This window comes from Ancylobacter sp. (genome assembly GCF_965249975.1).
In the GTDB taxonomy this organism is placed as follows: Bacteria; Pseudomonadota; Alphaproteobacteria; order Rhizobiales; family Xanthobacteraceae; genus Ancylobacter.
This window is the reverse complement of sequence record NZ_CBDFNE010000004.1, coordinates 735,144-750,083: the sequence shown is the minus strand read 5'-3', so window position 1 is coordinate 750,083 and position 14,940 is coordinate 735,144. Positions and strand designations below refer to the sequence as shown.

General features: G+C 67.2%; 13 protein-coding genes. 5 read left to right on the top strand and 8 right to left on the bottom strand.

The window, feature by feature from the left end:
- Window positions 1-6: 6 nt before the first annotated feature.
- From ACP2AH_RS08070 to ACP2AH_RS08060, 3 genes are all read left to right on the top strand, one after another.
- Window positions 7-1,383 (top strand): leucyl aminopeptidase family protein, encoded by a 1,377-nt coding sequence (locus tag ACP2AH_RS08070; RefSeq protein WP_425105313.1) that lies wholly within the window; start codon window positions 7-9, stop codon window positions 1,381-1,383.
- 116 nt (window positions 1,384-1,499) lie between these two features.
- Complete coding sequence (locus ACP2AH_RS08065) at window positions 1,500-1,850, top strand: MarR family transcriptional regulator (RefSeq protein ID WP_425105312.1); 351 nt, start codon at window positions 1,500-1,502, stop codon at window positions 1,848-1,850.
- A 30-nt stretch (window positions 1,851-1,880) separates the two neighbouring features.
- The gene (locus tag ACP2AH_RS08060) at window positions 1,881-2,729 is read left to right on the top strand and encodes a C40 family peptidase (protein ID WP_425105311.1); all 849 of its coding nucleotides are present in this window, start codon (window positions 1,881-1,883) and stop codon (window positions 2,727-2,729) included.
- Here the strand turns inward: ACP2AH_RS08060 and ACP2AH_RS08055 are convergent.
- From ACP2AH_RS08055 to ACP2AH_RS08025, 7 genes are all read right to left on the bottom strand, one after another.
- Window positions 2,726-3,376 carry an NUDIX domain-containing protein gene (locus ACP2AH_RS08055; protein WP_425105310.1) on the bottom strand — a complete coding sequence of 217 codons (651 nt, stop codon included), beginning with the start codon at window positions 3,374-3,376 and terminating at the stop codon, window positions 2,726-2,728. The genes ACP2AH_RS08060 and ACP2AH_RS08055 overlap by 4 nt on opposite strands.
- The gene (locus ACP2AH_RS08050) at window positions 3,373-5,004 is read right to left on the bottom strand and encodes an ABC transporter ATP-binding protein (RefSeq protein ID WP_425105309.1); all 1,632 of its coding nucleotides are present in this window, start codon (window positions 5,002-5,004) and stop codon (window positions 3,373-3,375) included. Before ACP2AH_RS08050 ends, ACP2AH_RS08055 begins: the two co-directional genes overlap by 4 nt.
- Window positions 5,001-6,158, bottom strand: coding sequence for an ABC transporter permease (locus ACP2AH_RS08045; protein WP_425105308.1), 1,158 nt, complete (start codon window positions 6,156-6,158; stop codon window positions 5,001-5,003). The genes ACP2AH_RS08050 and ACP2AH_RS08045 overlap by 4 nt, the downstream gene beginning before the upstream one ends.
- Window positions 6,159-6,160: 2 nt before the next feature.
- Window positions 6,161-7,267 carry a microcin C ABC transporter permease YejB gene (locus ACP2AH_RS08040; protein WP_421699973.1) on the bottom strand — a complete coding sequence of 369 codons (1,107 nt, stop codon included), beginning with the start codon at window positions 7,265-7,267 and terminating at the stop codon, window positions 6,161-6,163.
- A gap of 97 nt (window positions 7,268-7,364) precedes the next feature.
- Window positions 7,365-9,278 carry an extracellular solute-binding protein gene (locus tag ACP2AH_RS08035; protein ID WP_425105307.1) on the bottom strand — a complete coding sequence of 638 codons (1,914 nt, stop codon included), beginning with the start codon at window positions 9,276-9,278 and terminating at the stop codon, window positions 7,365-7,367.
- A complete protein-coding gene (locus ACP2AH_RS08030; protein WP_425105306.1) occupies window positions 9,275-11,215 on the bottom strand; it encodes an extracellular solute-binding protein in 1,941 nt (646 codons plus the stop codon). Before ACP2AH_RS08030 ends, ACP2AH_RS08035 begins: the two co-directional genes overlap by 4 nt.
- A 173-nt stretch (window positions 11,216-11,388) precedes the next feature.
- Window positions 11,389-12,186, bottom strand: a complete 798-nt coding sequence (locus ACP2AH_RS08025; RefSeq protein ID WP_425105305.1) for a c-type cytochrome — start codon at window positions 12,184-12,186, stop codon at window positions 11,389-11,391.
- Between the two features lie 217 nt (window positions 12,187-12,403).
- Between ACP2AH_RS08025 and ACP2AH_RS08020 the strand changes: the two genes are divergently transcribed.
- Both ACP2AH_RS08020 and ACP2AH_RS08015 read left to right on the top strand, forming a co-directional pair.
- Entirely contained in the window at window positions 12,404-13,150 is a 747-nt protein-coding gene (locus ACP2AH_RS08020) for a 3-deoxy-manno-octulosonate cytidylyltransferase (protein ID WP_425105304.1), read from the top strand.
- An 11-nt stretch (window positions 13,151-13,161) separates the two neighbouring features.
- On the top strand, window positions 13,162-14,013 hold the full coding sequence (locus ACP2AH_RS08015) for a prephenate dehydratase (RefSeq protein ID WP_425105303.1): 852 nt from the start codon (window positions 13,162-13,164) through the stop codon (window positions 14,011-14,013).
- Between the two features lie 57 nt (window positions 14,014-14,070).
- Here ACP2AH_RS08015 and fabI read toward each other — a convergent pair whose 3' ends face one another.
- On the bottom strand, window positions 14,071-14,934 hold the full coding sequence (gene fabI / locus ACP2AH_RS08010) for an enoyl-ACP reductase FabI (RefSeq protein ID WP_421699968.1): 864 nt from the start codon (window positions 14,932-14,934) through the stop codon (window positions 14,071-14,073).
- Between the last annotated feature and the right edge of the window lie 6 nt (window positions 14,935-14,940).

Sequence of the window (14,940 nt, the reverse complement as noted above, 5' to 3'; positions counted from 1 at the left end):
CAGCGAATGGGCGCCCAGTTGATCCGTGCCGATGAAGCGCGCACTCCCCGTCCGATCTGGTGCGTCACGCCGCAGAACTGGCGGGAGGTGGCGAGCGGCCTGCCGGCGCCGGCCCTCGCCTTCGGCGAGGCCACCGGCTTCAAGGCCGAGGCCGGATCGCTCTTGGTGCTGCCGGCGGCCGATGGCGCCATCGCTGGCGTCCTGTTCGGCTGCGACGGCGCCCCGCGCGACCCGTTCAGCTTCGGCAAGCTCGCCACCGCGCTGCCGGCCGGCGACTATGTCATCGCCCATGCCCCCGTCGATCCCCGGCTGGCAGCCCTCGGCTTCCTGCTCGGCGGCTATCGCTTCACCCGCTACGGCAAGCGTGCGGGCGCCGATGTGCGGCTCGTTGTGCCCGAAGGCACCGACGAGACGTATCTACGCCGCACCGCCGAGGCGGTGACGCTGACCCGCGACCTCGTCAACACCCCCGCCAACGACCTCGGCCCCGCCGAAATCGAGGCGGCGGTGCGCACCCTCGCCTCGCGCTTTGGCGGGCAGGTGAAGGTGACCACCGGCGACGATCTGCTGGCCGCCAATTTCCCACTGGTCCATGCCGTCGGCCGTGCCTCTCCGCGCGCGCCCCGCCTCATCGACCTTTCGTGGGGCGAGCCAAGCGCGCCCAAGGTGACGCTGGTCGGCAAGGGCGTCGCCTTCGACACGGGCGGGCTCGATATCAAGCCGTCGAGCGGCATGCTGCTGATGAAGAAGGACATGGGCGGTGCCGCCAACGCCATCGGCCTCGCGCAGATGATCATGGCGCGTGGGCTCAAGCTGCGTCTGCGGCTGATCGTGGCGGCGGTGGAGAACGCCATTGACGGTTCCGCCTTCCGCCCCGGCGACGTATTCCCCTCGCGCAAGGGCCTCACCGTCGAGATCGGCAACACCGACGCCGAAGGCCGCCTGATCCTCGCCGACGCGCTCAGCCTGGCCGATGAGGAAGCACCTGAACTGCTGATCGACTTCGCCACCCTCACCGGCGCCGCCCGCGTCGCGCTGGGGCCGCAGCTGCCGCCGGCCTATACCGATGACGAGCCGCTGGCCGCCGACCTTGCCCGCCATGGCGCGGCGGAGGCCGACCCGTCCTGGCGGATGCCGCTATGGCAGCCCTATGCCTCAATGCTTGACAGCAAGATCGCCGATCTGAACAACGCCCCCGGCAGCGGCTTCGCCGGCTCGATCACCGCCGCGCTGTTCCTGCAGCGTTTCGTCTCCCGCGCCGGGGCGTGGCTGCACCTCGACATCTTCGCCTGGAACCCCTCCTCCCGTCCCGGCCGACCGGAAGGCGGCGAGGCGCAGACCATCCGCGCCCTCGACGCCCTGCTGGCCGAGCGCTACGGCTGACGCTGCGGCAGAATCGGAACGCCGCTCGCGCGGGTGTTAATGGTTTCTTCGGCGCCGAACCGCCATAGTCCGGAACAATCCGCAGCCGTAACGATTGCGGATCCGGGGACAGGCCAATGGCGGTCGAGCTGCGTCCATCGCAGGCGTTGCGTCTCCTGCACGAGCTTTCCCTCGCGCAGGTGCACGACGACGCGCCCGATCTCAGCCAGCGCCAGCTCGCCATCCTGCTCAGTGTCTATCTGGAAGCGCCGCCGCATACGGTACGCGGTCTCGCCGCCCGGCTGGGCGTCACCAAGCCCGTCATTACCCGCGCGCTCGACACGATGGGCCAGCTGCGTCTTGTCTCCCGCCGGCGGGACGAGGCGGATCGACGTAATGTCATCATCCAGCGTACGGTGGAAGGCGCGCTCTATCTCGAACGGCTCGGCGATCTCGTCGTCGCCACCGCCCGTGCCCTGCCACGCTGAACCTCGCCTCACCTCGCGCAGGAGCGTCCTGTGACTTTCGACCCCCGCCTCACCCCCGCCCGGCCCGACCTCGCCGCGCGCCATCTCCAGGGCGTGGTGACGGCGGAGCGCTTTGTCGACGGCACTCGGCACCGCGTCAGCCGGCCGACCGCGCCGGTGCGCGCCACGCCCGACCCGCTGGCGCCCTTGACCACGGAAGCGCTCCATGGCGAGGCGGTGACGGTCTATGAGACCACCGGCGAGGGCTGGGCCTGGGGCCAGCTCGACGCGGATTCCTATGTCGGCTGGCTGCCGGCCGAGGCGCTCGCGCCGGCCGGTCCGGCGCCGACGCACAAGGTGAGCGCGCTGCGCACGCCGGTGTTCCCCGGCCCCTCGATTAAGCTACCTCCCGGCGAATTGCTCTCCTTCGGCAGCCGTCTCGTCGTCACGGGCGAACGAGGCCGTTTCGCGGTGACGGCCGAGGGCGGCTTCGTCGTCGCCGACCATCTCGCGCCTGTCGATGCCTTCGAGGCGGATGTTGTCGCCGTCGCCGCCCGCTATCTCGGCGCCGCCTATCTCTGGGGCGGGCGCTCCAGCCTGGGGCTGGACTGTTCCGGCCTGGTGCAGGCGGCGCTCACCGCCTGCGGCCATGCCTGCCCGCGCGACACCGACATGCAGGAAAAGGCGGTGGGGGTTGAAGTGGCGTTCTCCGGCGATCTCAGCGCGCTGCGGCGCGGCGATCTGCTCTACTGGCCCGGCCATGTCGGCCTTGTCGAGGATGGCGCGACTCTGCTGCACGCCACCGCGCATTTCATGTCCGTGGTGCGCGAACCGCTGGGACCGGCGCTTGCCCGCATCGAGGCCAGTGGCACACCGCTGCGCAACGTCCGCCGTCTCTAGAGCACGTTCGCCGCCACGAAGGCCTCCACCCGCGCCCGGTTCAACGCGAACCACTGCAGGGCGATCAGCACGAAGCCATTGGCGACGGGGGCGGGAGCCGGGGCGGAAAGCGCCGCCAGCGCCTCGTCCACCGGCACCAGAAACGGCAGGGTCAGTTCGGTCTCGCCCGGCTCGCCGGCGATGTCGGGCACATCAGCCGAATCGACCAGCCCGAGATAGATCGTGGCGTGCTCGTCCGTCACGCCGGGGCTGGGAAGGAAATGCGCCATCGGCAGCAGGGCGCGGGGGGCGACGCCGATCTCTTCCATGCACTCGCGCCGGGCCGCCGCTTCCGCATCCTCTCCGGGATCGATGAGGCCGGCGGCGATCTCGACCAACTCCCCCTGCCCGGTTGCTAGCTCCGCCCCGAGGCGGAACTGGCGGATCAGCACGAAGCACGCCGCCGCCGGATCATAGGCCAGCAGCCCGACCACCGGACCGACGCGCAGAATGTCCCTCCGTTGGCGCAGCGGCGTCCCACCCGCCCCGGCAAAGGTGGCGATGAAACGGTGATAGGGGCGGAAGCCCGTCCCCACACTCTCCGGCTCGGTCAGGTCGAGGGCGATGGACCGATCCGCGAGGTCACCGGCCTTGGCTTTCCCGCTCATAGCGGCGCCGTCTCCATGTCGAAGGCCGCGGCGAACAGGGCCCGCGTGTAAGCGGTCTTCGGCTGGGCGAAGAGGTCGGCCGCCGGCCCCTCCTCCACCACCACGCCACCCTTCATCACCATGACCCGCGAGGCCAGAGCCGCGACGACGCGCAGATCATGGCTGATGAACAGATAGGTCAGGCCCCGCCGCGTCTGCAGATCCCGCAGAAGGTCGACGATCTGCGCCTGGACGATCATGTCGAGCGCGCTGGTCGGCTCGTCCAGCACGACGAAGGAGGGCTCCAACACGATGGCGCGGGCAATGGCGATGCGCTGGCGCTGGCCGCCGGAGAATTCGTGGGGATAGCGGTGCCGCGCCTCGGGATCCAGGCCCACATCGGTGAGCGCGGCGACGACGCGGTCGTCGCGCTCGTCGGCAGACAGCTTCGGGTGGTGCACGCGCAGCCCCTCGCCGATGATGTCGGCCACCGACATGCGGGGGCTGAGCGAGCCGAACGGGTCCTGAAACACCACCTGCATCGCCTGCCTGCGCGCGCGCATCTGCTTGAAACCGAGCCGGTCGATGGGATCGCCCATGAACACGATCGGCCCCTCGCTGGAGATCAGCCGCAGCAAAGCGAGGCCGAGCGTGGTCTTGCCCGAGCCGCTCTCGCCCACCACGCCCAGCGTCTCGCCGCGCCGGATTTCAACCGAGATGCCATCCACCGCCTTGATGTGGCCGACGGTGCGGCGCATCACCCCGGCTTTGATCGGAAACCAGACCTTCAGGCCCGTGGTCTCCAGCACCACCGGCGCCTCGGGATGTGGCGAGGCGGGATTGCCGCGTGGCTGGGCGGCGATCAGCGCCTGCGTATAGGGATGGCGGGGATGGGCGAAGAGTTCGCCAACGAGCCCCTCCTCGACGATGCGGCCGTGATTCATCACGCAGACCCGGTCGGCGATCTTGCGCACGATGCCAAGATCATGGGTGATGAACAGCATCGCCATGCCGAGCCGCCGCTGCAGTTCCTTCAACAGCTTGAGGATCTGCGCCTGCACGGTCACGTCGAGCGCGGTGGTGGGCTCATCGGCGATGAGCAACTTGGGCTCATTGGCGAGCGCCATGGCGATCATCACACGCTGGCGCTGGCCGCCGGAGAGCTGGTGCGGATAGGAGCCGAGCCGGGTCTCGGGTTCGGGAATGCCGACCTCGGTGAGCAGTTCGATCACCCGCGCCCGCGCCGCCGGCCCGCGCATGCCGCGATGCAGGAACAGGATTTCGGCGATCTGCTGTTCCACCGTGTGCAGCGGGTTGAGCGAACTCATGGGTTCCTGGAACACCATGGTGATGTCGTTGCCGCGCACCCTGCGAATCTCGCGCTCCTCCATGGCGAGCAGATTCTCGCCCTGGAACAGCACCTCGCCGGAGGGGTGGCTGGCAGCGGGATATTGCAGCAGCTTGAGGATGGAGAGCGCGGTGACCGACTTGCCCGACCCGCTCTCGCCCACCAGAGCCACCGTCTCGCCGCGGCGGACATCGAAAGACACGCGATCCACCGCCAGCGTCGACCGCCCGGCCTGGGCGAAGGCAACGGAGAGATCGCGGACGGAGAGGAGGGGGGCGTCGTTCAACGGCGTTTCGCTCACTGGAAGGTCTTCCGCGGGTCGAAGGCGTCGCGCACGGCTTCGCCGATGAAGATGAGCAGACTCAGCATGATGGCGAGGGTGAAGAAGCCGGTGAGGCCAAGCCAGGGCGCCTGCACATTGGCCTTGCCCTGCGCCAGCAACTCTCCGAGCGAAGGCGAGCCGGGCGGCAGGCCGAAGCCGAGAAAGTCCAGCGCGGTGAGCGTCATCACCGAGGAGGAGACGATGAAGGGCAGCATGGTCAGCGTCGCCACCATCGCGTTGGGCAGCATGTGCCGCCACATCAGCACCGCGTTGGAAACGCCAAGCGCCCGCGCCGCCTGCACATATTCGAAGTTGCGCGCGCGCAGGAACTCCGCCCGCACCAGCCCCACCAGCGCCACCCAGGAGAACAGCAGCAGAATGCCGAGCAGCACCCAGAAGCCGGGGGCGAGGATGGAGGAGATGATGAGCAGAAGATAGAGCGCCGGAATGGCGGTCCATATCTCGATGAACCGCTGGAAGATCAGGTCGGTCCATCCGCCGAAATAGCCCTGCACCGCGCCGGCCGCCACGCCGACGACGGACGAGATCAGCGTGAGGATCAGGCCGAACAGCACCGACAGGCGGAAACCGTAGATCAGCCGGGCCAGCACGTCGCGGCCTTGATCGTCCGTACCGAGCCAGTTCCACTCCAGCGCGTTGCAGCCGCCGGTGCGGCCGAGCTTCTCCACGACGGGCGCGCATTGCGCCTCGGTCAGCATCCAGGTCGGGGGCGAAGGGGCCGGCGTCGGCAGGTCGAGATTATGGGTGGAGTAGGAGTAGCGGATCGGCGGCCACACCATCCAGCCGCCCTTCTCACGGATCAGGTTCTGCAGATAGGGGTCGCGGTAGTCCGCCTCGGTTTCGAAATCGCCGCCGAAGGTGGTCTCCGGATACGCGACGAGGCCGGGGAAATAATAGCCGCCGTCATATTCCACGAGAAACGGCTTGTCGTTGGCGATGAACTCCGCGCCGAGGCTGAGGATGAACAGCACGGAGAAGATCCAGAAACTCCACCAGCCGCGCCGGTTGCGCTTGAAATTGGCGAGGCGGCGCTGGTTCAGCGGCGACAGCCACGGGCGGCGCGGCACGGTGGGGGCGGCGGTCTCGGTCGGCACGGCGGCGTTGGCGTCCATGTTCAGACGTCCCGCGTGTCGAAGTCGATGCGCGGATCGACCCATGTATAGGTGAGGTCGGAAATGAGGTTCACCACCAGCCCCACCAGCGAGAAGATGTAGAGATTGGCGAACACCACGGGATAGTCGCGGTTGAGCACGCTCTCGAAACCGAGAAGGCCGAGACCGTCGAGGGAGAAGATGGTCTCGATCAGCAGCGAGCCGGTGAAGAAGGCCCCGACGAAGGCGCCGGGAAAGCCGGCGATGACGATCAGCATCGCGTTACGGAAGACGTGGCCGTAAAGCACGCGCCGTTCGGAGAGCCCCTTCATCCGCGCGGTAACGACATATTGCTTCCTGATCTCGTCGAGGAAGGAATTCTTGGTCAGCAAGGCGGTGGTCGCGAAGGCCCCGAGCACCATGGCGGTGATGGGCAAAGCCAAGTGCCAGAAATAATCGAGGATCTTTCCGGTCAGCGAAAGCTGCTCCCAATTGTCGGAGGTCAGCCCGCGCAACGGGAACCAGGAGAAGAACGAGCCACCGGCGAACAGGATGACCAGCAGGATGGCGAAGAGGAAGCCCGGTATCGCATAGCCCACGACGATGACCGCCGAGGTCCACATGTCGAAGCGCGAGCCGTCGCGCACGGCTTTGGCTATGCCCAGCGGGATGGAGATTCCGTAGCTGATCAGCATCATCCACAAGCCGAGCGAAATGGACACCGGCATTTTCTCGATGACGAGGTCGACCACCGAGACATCGCGGAAATAGGACCGGCCGAAATCGAAGCGGGCATAGTCCCACATCATCTTGAAGAAGCGCTCATGCGCCGGCTTGTCGAAACCGAATTGCCGCTCCAGTTCCTTGATGAAAGCGGGGTCCAGCCCCTGCGCGCCGCGATATTTCGAGGAGACGGGATCCCCACCCGGCGCACTCTGCGGCATGCCGCCAAAATCGCCGCCGCTGCCGGAGATGCGGGCGGTGGCCGAACTCCCCTGCCCCGTCAGCTCGGCGATCATCCGCTCCACCGGCCCGCCGGGCGCAAATTGCACCACGACGAAGGAAATCAGCATGATGCCGATCACGGTCGGCACCATCAGCGCGATGCGTCGGACGATATAGGCGAGCATTCGGTCGGGTTTCTCCGCGAGGCGGGTCCAAGGTGGCGGGCGGCCGGGGCCGCGTCAACTTAACGTCCGTTCATGCGCGACCATGGGTCTGGCAGGCTCACCCGGCCGACCGCATCCGCGGCGACCAGATGTCCGGTATGGCGCGGGAATAGGTCGGGCGCGGGGCGCTCGGCCAGCCGAACTCGTCCCAGAAGGCGATGCGGAACTCGGCCGAGTACCATTGCGGCACCCAGTAGCGCCCGGCCCGCAGGCGCCGGTCGAGCACGCGGCAGGCGGTGCGCAGTTGATCGCGCGTCGGCGCCGCGATCACTTCTTCAATCAGCAGATCGACCACCGGATCGGCGATGCCGGAGAGGTTGTTGGAGCCCGGAATGGAGGCTGCCGCCGAGCCGAAATAATTGCGCAGCGATTCGCCCGGCACGGTGGAGACGGAGAAGCGCCGCACCGTGGTGTCGAAGTCGAAATCGTTGAGCCGGCGCTGATATTGCGGCGAATCGACCAGGCGGAAATGCGCTTCGATGCCGAGCAGCTTGAGATTCTTGATGAAGGGCGCGGTGTGGCGTTCCAGCCCGTTCTCGTCGTCGAGAAATTCGATGGAAAGCCCGTTGCCCTGGCCGTCCACCAGCCGCCCGCCCTGGATGCTCCAGCCGGCCTCGCGCAGCAGCTGCGTGCCCTTGCGCAGCAAAGCGCGGTCCTGGCCGGAGCCGTCAGAGACCGGCGGGCTCCAGGGCGGGGCCTTGAGCACGGCGATGTCCTCGGGCGTCAGCCGGTCGGCGATGCGCTCGATCAGCGCCACTTCGTCCGGCCCGGCCGGGCCTTCCGCCTCCAGGTCGGAATTCTCGAAGAAGGATGTCGTGCGCTTATACGCATCGAACATCAGGTTCTTGTTGGTCCACTCGAAATCGAACGCGTAGGATAGCGCCTCGCGCACGCGCGGATCGGCGAATTTCGGCCGGCGCAGGTTGAGGAACCAGCCCTGCGCCCCGGAGGGCGTGCGATCGGGCAGGATCTCGCGCTTCACCTTGCCCTCGTTCAGCGCCGGGAAATTATAGCCCGTGGCCCAGCTGCGCGCGGTGAATTCCTGCCGGAACAGATAGGCCCGCGCCTTGAACGCCTCGAAGCCGACCTCACGGTCGCGAAAATACTCGTAACGGAGCACGTCGAAATTGTTCACGCCGACATTCACCGGCAGCTCGTTGCCCCAATAGGCGGGGTCGCGGCGATACTCGATGTAACGGCCGACCTCGAACGGGCCGACACGGTAGGGGCCGGAACCGAGCGGCACGTCCAGCGTGCTCGCGTCGAAGGGATGGGCGCTGTAATAGGCCTTGGAGAAGATCGGCAGCGAAGCGGCGAACAGCGGCACATCGCGCGCCCGCGTCTGCGCGAAGCGCAGCACCGCGACCTCCTCGCCCTCCGCTTGCGCGCTCACGAGATCGCGCAGATTCTGCGCGATGATGGGATGGCCCTTTTCCTTCAGCAGGATGAGCGAGAAGGCGACATCCTCGGCGGTGAGCTTCGAGCCGTCATGGAAACGCGCCTGCGGGCGCAGGCGGAAGCGGTAGAGCGTGCCGTCCTCCGACACGGCGACGCTCTGCGCCACCAGCCCGTAGAGCGCGTCCGGCTCGTCATAGGCGCGCGCCATCAGCGTGTCGAAGAGCAGCGCGACGCCCTGCGCCGCATCGCCCTTGAGGATGTAGCCATTCAGCGTGTTGAAGGTCTGGAACGACTGGTTGAAGGCGATGGTGGGGCCGATCTGCGAGAACGTGCCGCCCTTGGGCGCGGCGGGGTCGACATAGTCGAAATGGGCGAAATCGGCGGGGTATTTCAGATCGCCGAAGATGGAGAGGCCGTGGCGCTCCGGCCCGAGAGCCGCGGCCGGCGCGGCACTGGGCGCGCCGGGCGCCGGCTGTGCCACCACCCGATGACCGAGCCAGGGCAGCATCACCGCGCCGGCGCCCAGGGCCAGCACGGCACGGCGGGAGAGTGAGGCCGACAGCGGTCCGCTCATCGTGCCGCCCCGGTCTTGGCCGCCTTCTCCGCGTCCCACCACCAGATGGTGGGAAAGCCGAATGAGTACTTCGGGAGGGTCTCAGGGTGACTGAAGCGGTTCCAGCGCGCGGTGCGGGTGTTGGGATAATGCCAAGCGGGAACCACATAATCATGCGCCAGCAGCACACGGTCGAGGGCCTTTGTGGCGGCGACCAGCTCCTCGCGGTTCTTGGCGTAGATCACCTTCTCGATCAGCGCGTCGATGCCGGGATCCTTGATGCCGGCATGGTTGCCCGATCCATCGCGATCAGCGGCGGCAGAGCCCCAGAAGTCGCGCTGCTCGTTGCCGGGCGACAGCGACTGGCCCCAGCTCGAGATGATCATGTCGTAGTCGCGGGCGCGCAGCCGATTGATATACTGCGACGCATCGACCTGTCGGACGTTCACGGTGATGCCGAGGCGCTCCAGGCTCGGCTTGTAGAACAGCGCGACACGCTCGAAGGCGGGATCGGCGATCAGGATTTCCATCGTGAAGGGCTCGCCCTTGGCGTTCACCAGCTTGCCGTCCTTCACCTCATAGCCCGCCTGCTTAAGCAGGTTCGTCGCCTCACGCAGATTGCCGCGCCGCAGCCCCTCGCTCCAGCCTTCCGGGTTGGTGTAGGGCGTGGTGAAGACGCTGGCGGGAATCTTGTCCTGCACGCTCTCCAGAAGCTCCAGTTCCAGCCCCTGCGGCAGGCCGGAGGAGGCTAGCTCGGTGTTCTGGAAATAGCTCGAGGTGCGCTTGTACTGGCCGAAGAACAGGGTGCGGTTCATGCCGTCGAAGTCGAGCGCGAGATTGAGCGCGCGGCGCACCCGCTGGTCCTGGAACTTCTCGCGCCGCAGATTGGGAATGAAGGCCTGCATAAGGCCGAAGGCTCGATCGGGGAATTCCTCCAGCACGACCTTGCCTTCCTTCACCGCCGGAAAATTATAGGCGGTGGCCCAGTCCTTGGCCGAGGATTCCACGCGGAAATCATACTGGTCGCCCTTGAAGGCCTCGAGCCTCACCGTTGAATCACGGAAATACTCGTAGCGCAGCTCGGCGAAATTATCGGTGCCGATGTTCACCGGCAGGTCCTTGGCCCAATAATCCGGCACCCGCTCATAGGTGATGGAGCGACCGGGCTGAACCTGCTTGATCTTGTACGGGCCGGAGCCGAGCGGCACTTCCAGCGTGCCCTGGCTGATGTCGCGAGCCTTGCCGTTGGCGTCCGTGCCGGTCCACCAGTGCTTGGGCATGACCCGCATCTCGCCGACGATCTGCGGCAGTTCGCGGTTCCCCGCCTGGTCGAAGGTGAAGGTCACCTCGCGCTCGCCGGAGACGGCGGCGCCCTTCACATGGCTGTAATAGTACGCCCGGGAGGGATCATTCTTTACCAGTTGCTCGAAAGACCACACCACGTCCTCGGCGGTGATAGGCTGGCCGTCATGCCATCTCGCCTCCGGCCGCAGCCGGTAGGTGACGGAAGAGTAATCGGCGGGATAGCGCACGCCTTCCGCGATCAGGCCGTACTGGGTGGCCACCTCGTCGAAGGACGAGGTCATGAGCGTGTCGTAGATCTGCGTAAGCCCAGCCGCGTCCAGCCCCCGCGGCGGAATGTCGTTCAACGAATCGAAGGTGCCGTCGATCGCGAGCCGCAGCAGGCCGGTCTTCGGCGCGTCGGGGTTCACATAGTCGAAATGCTTGAAGCCGGCCGGATACTTCGGCTCGCCCATCAACGAGAGGCCGTGCTTCCACTCGCCGGCACTTGCCGTCGATGCGGAGGGAGCGGCAGGAGCCGCCTCCTGCGCCAGTACCGGACCGGCAAGGCCGATGCCGAGCAAAGCAACGGCGAGCGACCGCGCCAGCGTGCCGTTCCATGCCGGAGGACGCCGGCCGGAGGCGGCGGGGCGGTCGGGGCGGCGGAGACGGATCATGCGCTTTCATCCCTCTGGCACGTCGGAAGGCGGGACCGTTCGGGTCCTCGCGACGGATTATGAACAGTGGCGTCGAATAAGAAGAGGTCAGTCCGGAAAAGAATAAGGCCGGCGACGCAAAGCGCCGCCGGCCTGACGTGATCGTGAAAGCCGCGCCCCGTGGGGCGCGCATCTCAGGGCGTGGCCGGCGCCGCCGGAGCGGGCTGGGCCGGAGCCGGTTCTGCCGGAGCGGGAGCTGCCGGAGCCGCTTCGGGCGCAGGGGCAGCCGGGGCCGGAGCGGCCGGAGCCGGGGTCGCCTCAGGCGCCGGAGCGGCGGGCGCGGGAGCCGGAACGGTGGTGGCGGGCGCGGCGGAGCCAGCCGGCGGCGGAACATTGCCGCCCGTCTCGCCGGACGCCGGCTGGGTGGCGGCGGGCTCGGCAGCGGCGGGCGTCGCCTCCGGCGAGGGCAGCGGCAGCGGGCTATGCGAGAGCGTGTTGAGATAGGCGATCAGGTCGGCGCGGTCGGTGTCCTTGGCGATACCGGCAAAGCCCATCGCCGTGCCGGGAATGTCGGCCTTCGGATTCTTGATGAAGTCGCTGAGGTCCTGGAACGTCCAGGTGCCACCATGGGCCTTCATCGCCGCGGAATAGGCGAAGCCCTCGGCGCTCGCCACGGGGCGGCCGACAATGCCATAGAGGTCCGGACCGACCTTGGCGCCGGCGCCTTCCACGAAATTGTGGCAGGCGGCGCACTTCTTGGCCTGGGCCTCGCCCTTCTCCGGGCTGGCGGCGGCGAGCAGCTGCGCGAGCGGAACCGCGGCCGGCGCGGCCTGTGCCTCACCGGTCATTTCCTCCTGCACGGCGATCTCGTAGCCGGCCTTCTCAGGTCCGTGGCTGGAGAACAGAATGTCGGCGAACACATTCAGACCGAGCGTGAACGTGAGCACGCCCAGGACCGCACCAGCAACCTTGTTCAGCTCGAAGCTGTCCATCGAAATATTCGCTCCCTCACCCGGCACCGCGACCATCCGGCTGGTCCGCCGATACCCCGCGCGCAATGTATCAGCGCTCGCTTATGACCGCCAATGGCGCGCGGGAACTAATCATTTTGACGGTTGACGTGCAACCCGTATAAGCGCGCTGCGGTGCTACGTTTCGCCACTCTGACAGGCGCGCCGGCACCTTCTAGCACGATGACGGGGCTCCCGAATGTCCTCGCAGGACACAGTTATTCTTATTCCAGCCCGCATGGCTTCGACCCGGCTGCCGGGAAAGCCGCTCGCCGATCTCGGAGGCCGCCCGATGATCGTCGAGGTGGCGCGGCGTTCCGCCGCGGCGCAGATCGGCCGCGTGGTGGTGGCGACCGACGATGAGGGCGTACGCGCCGCCGTGGAAAAGGCCGGCTTCGAGGTGGCGATGACCCGCGCCGACCATGCCAGTGGCTCGGACCGAATCTTCGAGGCGCTCGGGCGCATCGACCCGGAAGGCCGGGTGGCCCACATCGTCAATGTGCAGGGCGACCTTCCGACCATCGACCCCGCCCTCATCCGGGCCGCGCTCGATCTGCTCGACGATCCGGCTGTGGATATCGGCACGCTGGCCGCCGAGATCACCGAGGCGGGCGAGCGCACCAACCCGAATGTGGTGAAGGCAGTGGGCAGCCCGCTCAGCGCCACGCGGCTGCGCGCGCTCTATTTCACCCGCGCCACCGCGCCCTATGGCGAGGGGCCGCTGTTCCACCATATCGGCCTCTATGCCTATCGGCGCCGGGCGCTGGAACGCTTTGTCGCCCTGCCGCCCTCCCCGCTGGAGAGCCGCGAGAAGCTGGAGCAACTGCGCGCGCTGGAAGCCGGCATGCGGATCGATGTCGCTATCGTCGACACGGTGCCGCTCGGTGTCGACACGCCGGACGATCTCGAAAAGGCGCGCCTCATGCTCGCGCGCGAATCAACGTGAAGGACGCTGCCATGACGACCCGCCGCACCATCGTCTTCCAGGGCGAGCCGGGCGCGAACTCGCATATCGCCTGCCGCGAGGTCTATCCCACCCACGAGGCCGTGCCCTGCGCCACCTTCGAGGACGCGTTCGCCGCGCTGCAGAATGGCGAGGCCGATCTCGGCATGATCCCGATCGAAAACTCGGTCGCCGGCCGGGTGGCGGATATTCACCACCTGATGCCGACGTCCGGCCTCACCATCATCGGCGAGTTCTTCCTGCCGCTCTCCCATCAGCTGATGGCCATTCCCGGTGCCACGCTGGCGACGGTCAAGTCGGCGGAAAGCCACGTGATGGCGCTCGGCCAGTGCCGCAACATCATCCGCAAGCTCGGGCTCAAGGCCATTGTCGGCGCCGACACCGCCGGCTCGGCCCGGCTTGTGGCGGAAGCGCAGGACCCGAGCCGCGCCGCCATCGCCTCCCGCCTCGCGGCCGAGATTTACGGGCTGGATATCATCGCCGAGAACATCGAGGACGAGGCGCACAACACCACGCGCTTCGTCATCCTCGCCAAGGACGGCGACTGGGCGCCGGCGAATAACGGACCGACCGTCACCACCTTCGTGTTCCGGGTGCGCAACGTGCCGGCGGCGCTGTACAAGGCGATGGGCGGCTTCGCCACCAATGGCGTGAACATGACCAAGCTGGAATCCTACCAGCTCGACGGCGAATTCTTCGCCACCCAGTTCTATGCCGATGTCGATGGCCACCCCGAGGACGCCAACCTCAAGCTGGCGCTGGAAGAACTGTCGTTTTTCTCCAAGGAAGTGCTGATTCTCGGCGTCTATCCCGCCCACCCCTACCGGGTGGCGCTGCGGGCCTGAAAAAGCAAAGGCCCGGCGCAGGACCGGGCCTCTTCTCATCAAGAGCGGTGCGTGCGCCTACTCGGCGGCCTCGCCGGTCGCACGCTCGACCGCGTCCTCAATGGTCTTCAGCGCGTCCGGGTGCGGCATCGAAATGATGTTGTAGCCGGAATCGACGAAATGCACTTCGCCGGTCACGCCGGTTGAAAGGTCCGAGAGCAGGTACAAGGCTGCGCCACCCACCTCATCGATCGACACCGTGCGGCGCAGCGGGGCATGGCGCTTCTGGTAGTTGAACATCAGCCGCGCATCGGCGATGCCGGCGCCCGCCAAGGTGCGGATCGGCCCGGCGGAAATCGCGTTCACCCGCACGCCCTGCGGCCCGTAATCGGCGGCGAGGTAGCGCACGCTCGCCTCCAGCGCCGCTTTGGCCACGCCCATCACATTGTAATTCGGCATCACCCGCGTCGAGCCGCCATAGGTGAGCGTGACCAGCGAGCCGCCTTCCGTCATCAGCGGGGCGGCGCGCTTGGCGATTTCGGTGAAGGAGAAGCAGGAAATCACCATAGTGCGGGTGAAATTCGCCCGGGTGGTGTCGGCGTAGAGGCCCTTCAGCTCGTTCTTGTCGGAAAAGCCGATGGCGTGGACGAGGAAGTCGAGCTTCCCCCACTTCTCCTTCAGCGCCGCGAACAGCGCGTCGACCGAGGCCAGATCCTCGACATCACAGGCCAGCAGCGTGTCGCTGCCAAGGCTCTCGGCCAGCGGCTTCACGCGGCGGCCAAGCGCCTCGCCCTGATAGGTAAAGGCGAGTTCCGCCCCCTGCGCCGCCAGCGTCCGGGCGATGCCCCAGGCGATGGAATGATCATTGGCGACACCCATGATGAGGCCGCGTTTGCCCTGCATCAGGTTGCCCTGAGGGGAAGTGCCCTGCGTCAGGCTCATGCTTGT

Excerpts from the sequence above, each read along its gene's own strand:
- ACP2AH_RS08070 (WP_425105313.1), top strand. The coding sequence starts at position 7 with ATGGGCGCCCAGTTGATCCGTGCCGATGAAGCGCGCACTCCCCGTCCG.
- ACP2AH_RS08065 (WP_425105312.1), top strand. The coding sequence starts at position 1,500 with ATGGCGGTCGAGCTGCGTCCATCGCAGGCGTTGCGTCTCCTGCACGAG.
- ACP2AH_RS08055 (WP_425105310.1), bottom strand. The coding sequence starts at position 3,376 with ATGAGCGGGAAAGCCAAGGCCGGTGACCTCGCGGATCGGTCCATCGCC.
- ACP2AH_RS08045 (WP_425105308.1), bottom strand. The coding sequence starts at position 6,158 with ATGGACGCCAACGCCGCCGTGCCGACCGAGACCGCCGCCCCCACCGTG.
- ACP2AH_RS08040 (WP_421699973.1), bottom strand. The coding sequence starts at position 7,267 with ATGCTCGCCTATATCGTCCGACGCATCGCGCTGATGGTGCCGACCGTG.
- ACP2AH_RS08035 (WP_425105307.1), bottom strand. The coding sequence starts at position 9,278 with ATGAGCGGACCGCTGTCGGCCTCACTCTCCCGCCGTGCCGTGCTGGCC.
- ACP2AH_RS08030 (WP_425105306.1), bottom strand. The coding sequence starts at position 11,215 with ATGATCCGTCTCCGCCGCCCCGACCGCCCCGCCGCCTCCGGCCGGCGT.
- ACP2AH_RS08025 (WP_425105305.1), bottom strand. The coding sequence starts at position 12,186 with ATGGACAGCTTCGAGCTGAACAAGGTTGCTGGTGCGGTCCTGGGCGTG.
- ACP2AH_RS08020 (WP_425105304.1), top strand. The coding sequence starts at position 12,404 with ATGTCCTCGCAGGACACAGTTATTCTTATTCCAGCCCGCATGGCTTCG.
- ACP2AH_RS08015 (WP_425105303.1), top strand. The coding sequence starts at position 13,162 with ATGACGACCCGCCGCACCATCGTCTTCCAGGGCGAGCCGGGCGCGAAC.
- fabI (WP_421699968.1), bottom strand. The coding sequence starts at position 14,934 with ATGAGCCTGACGCAGGGCACTTCCCCTCAGGGCAACCTGATGCAGGGC.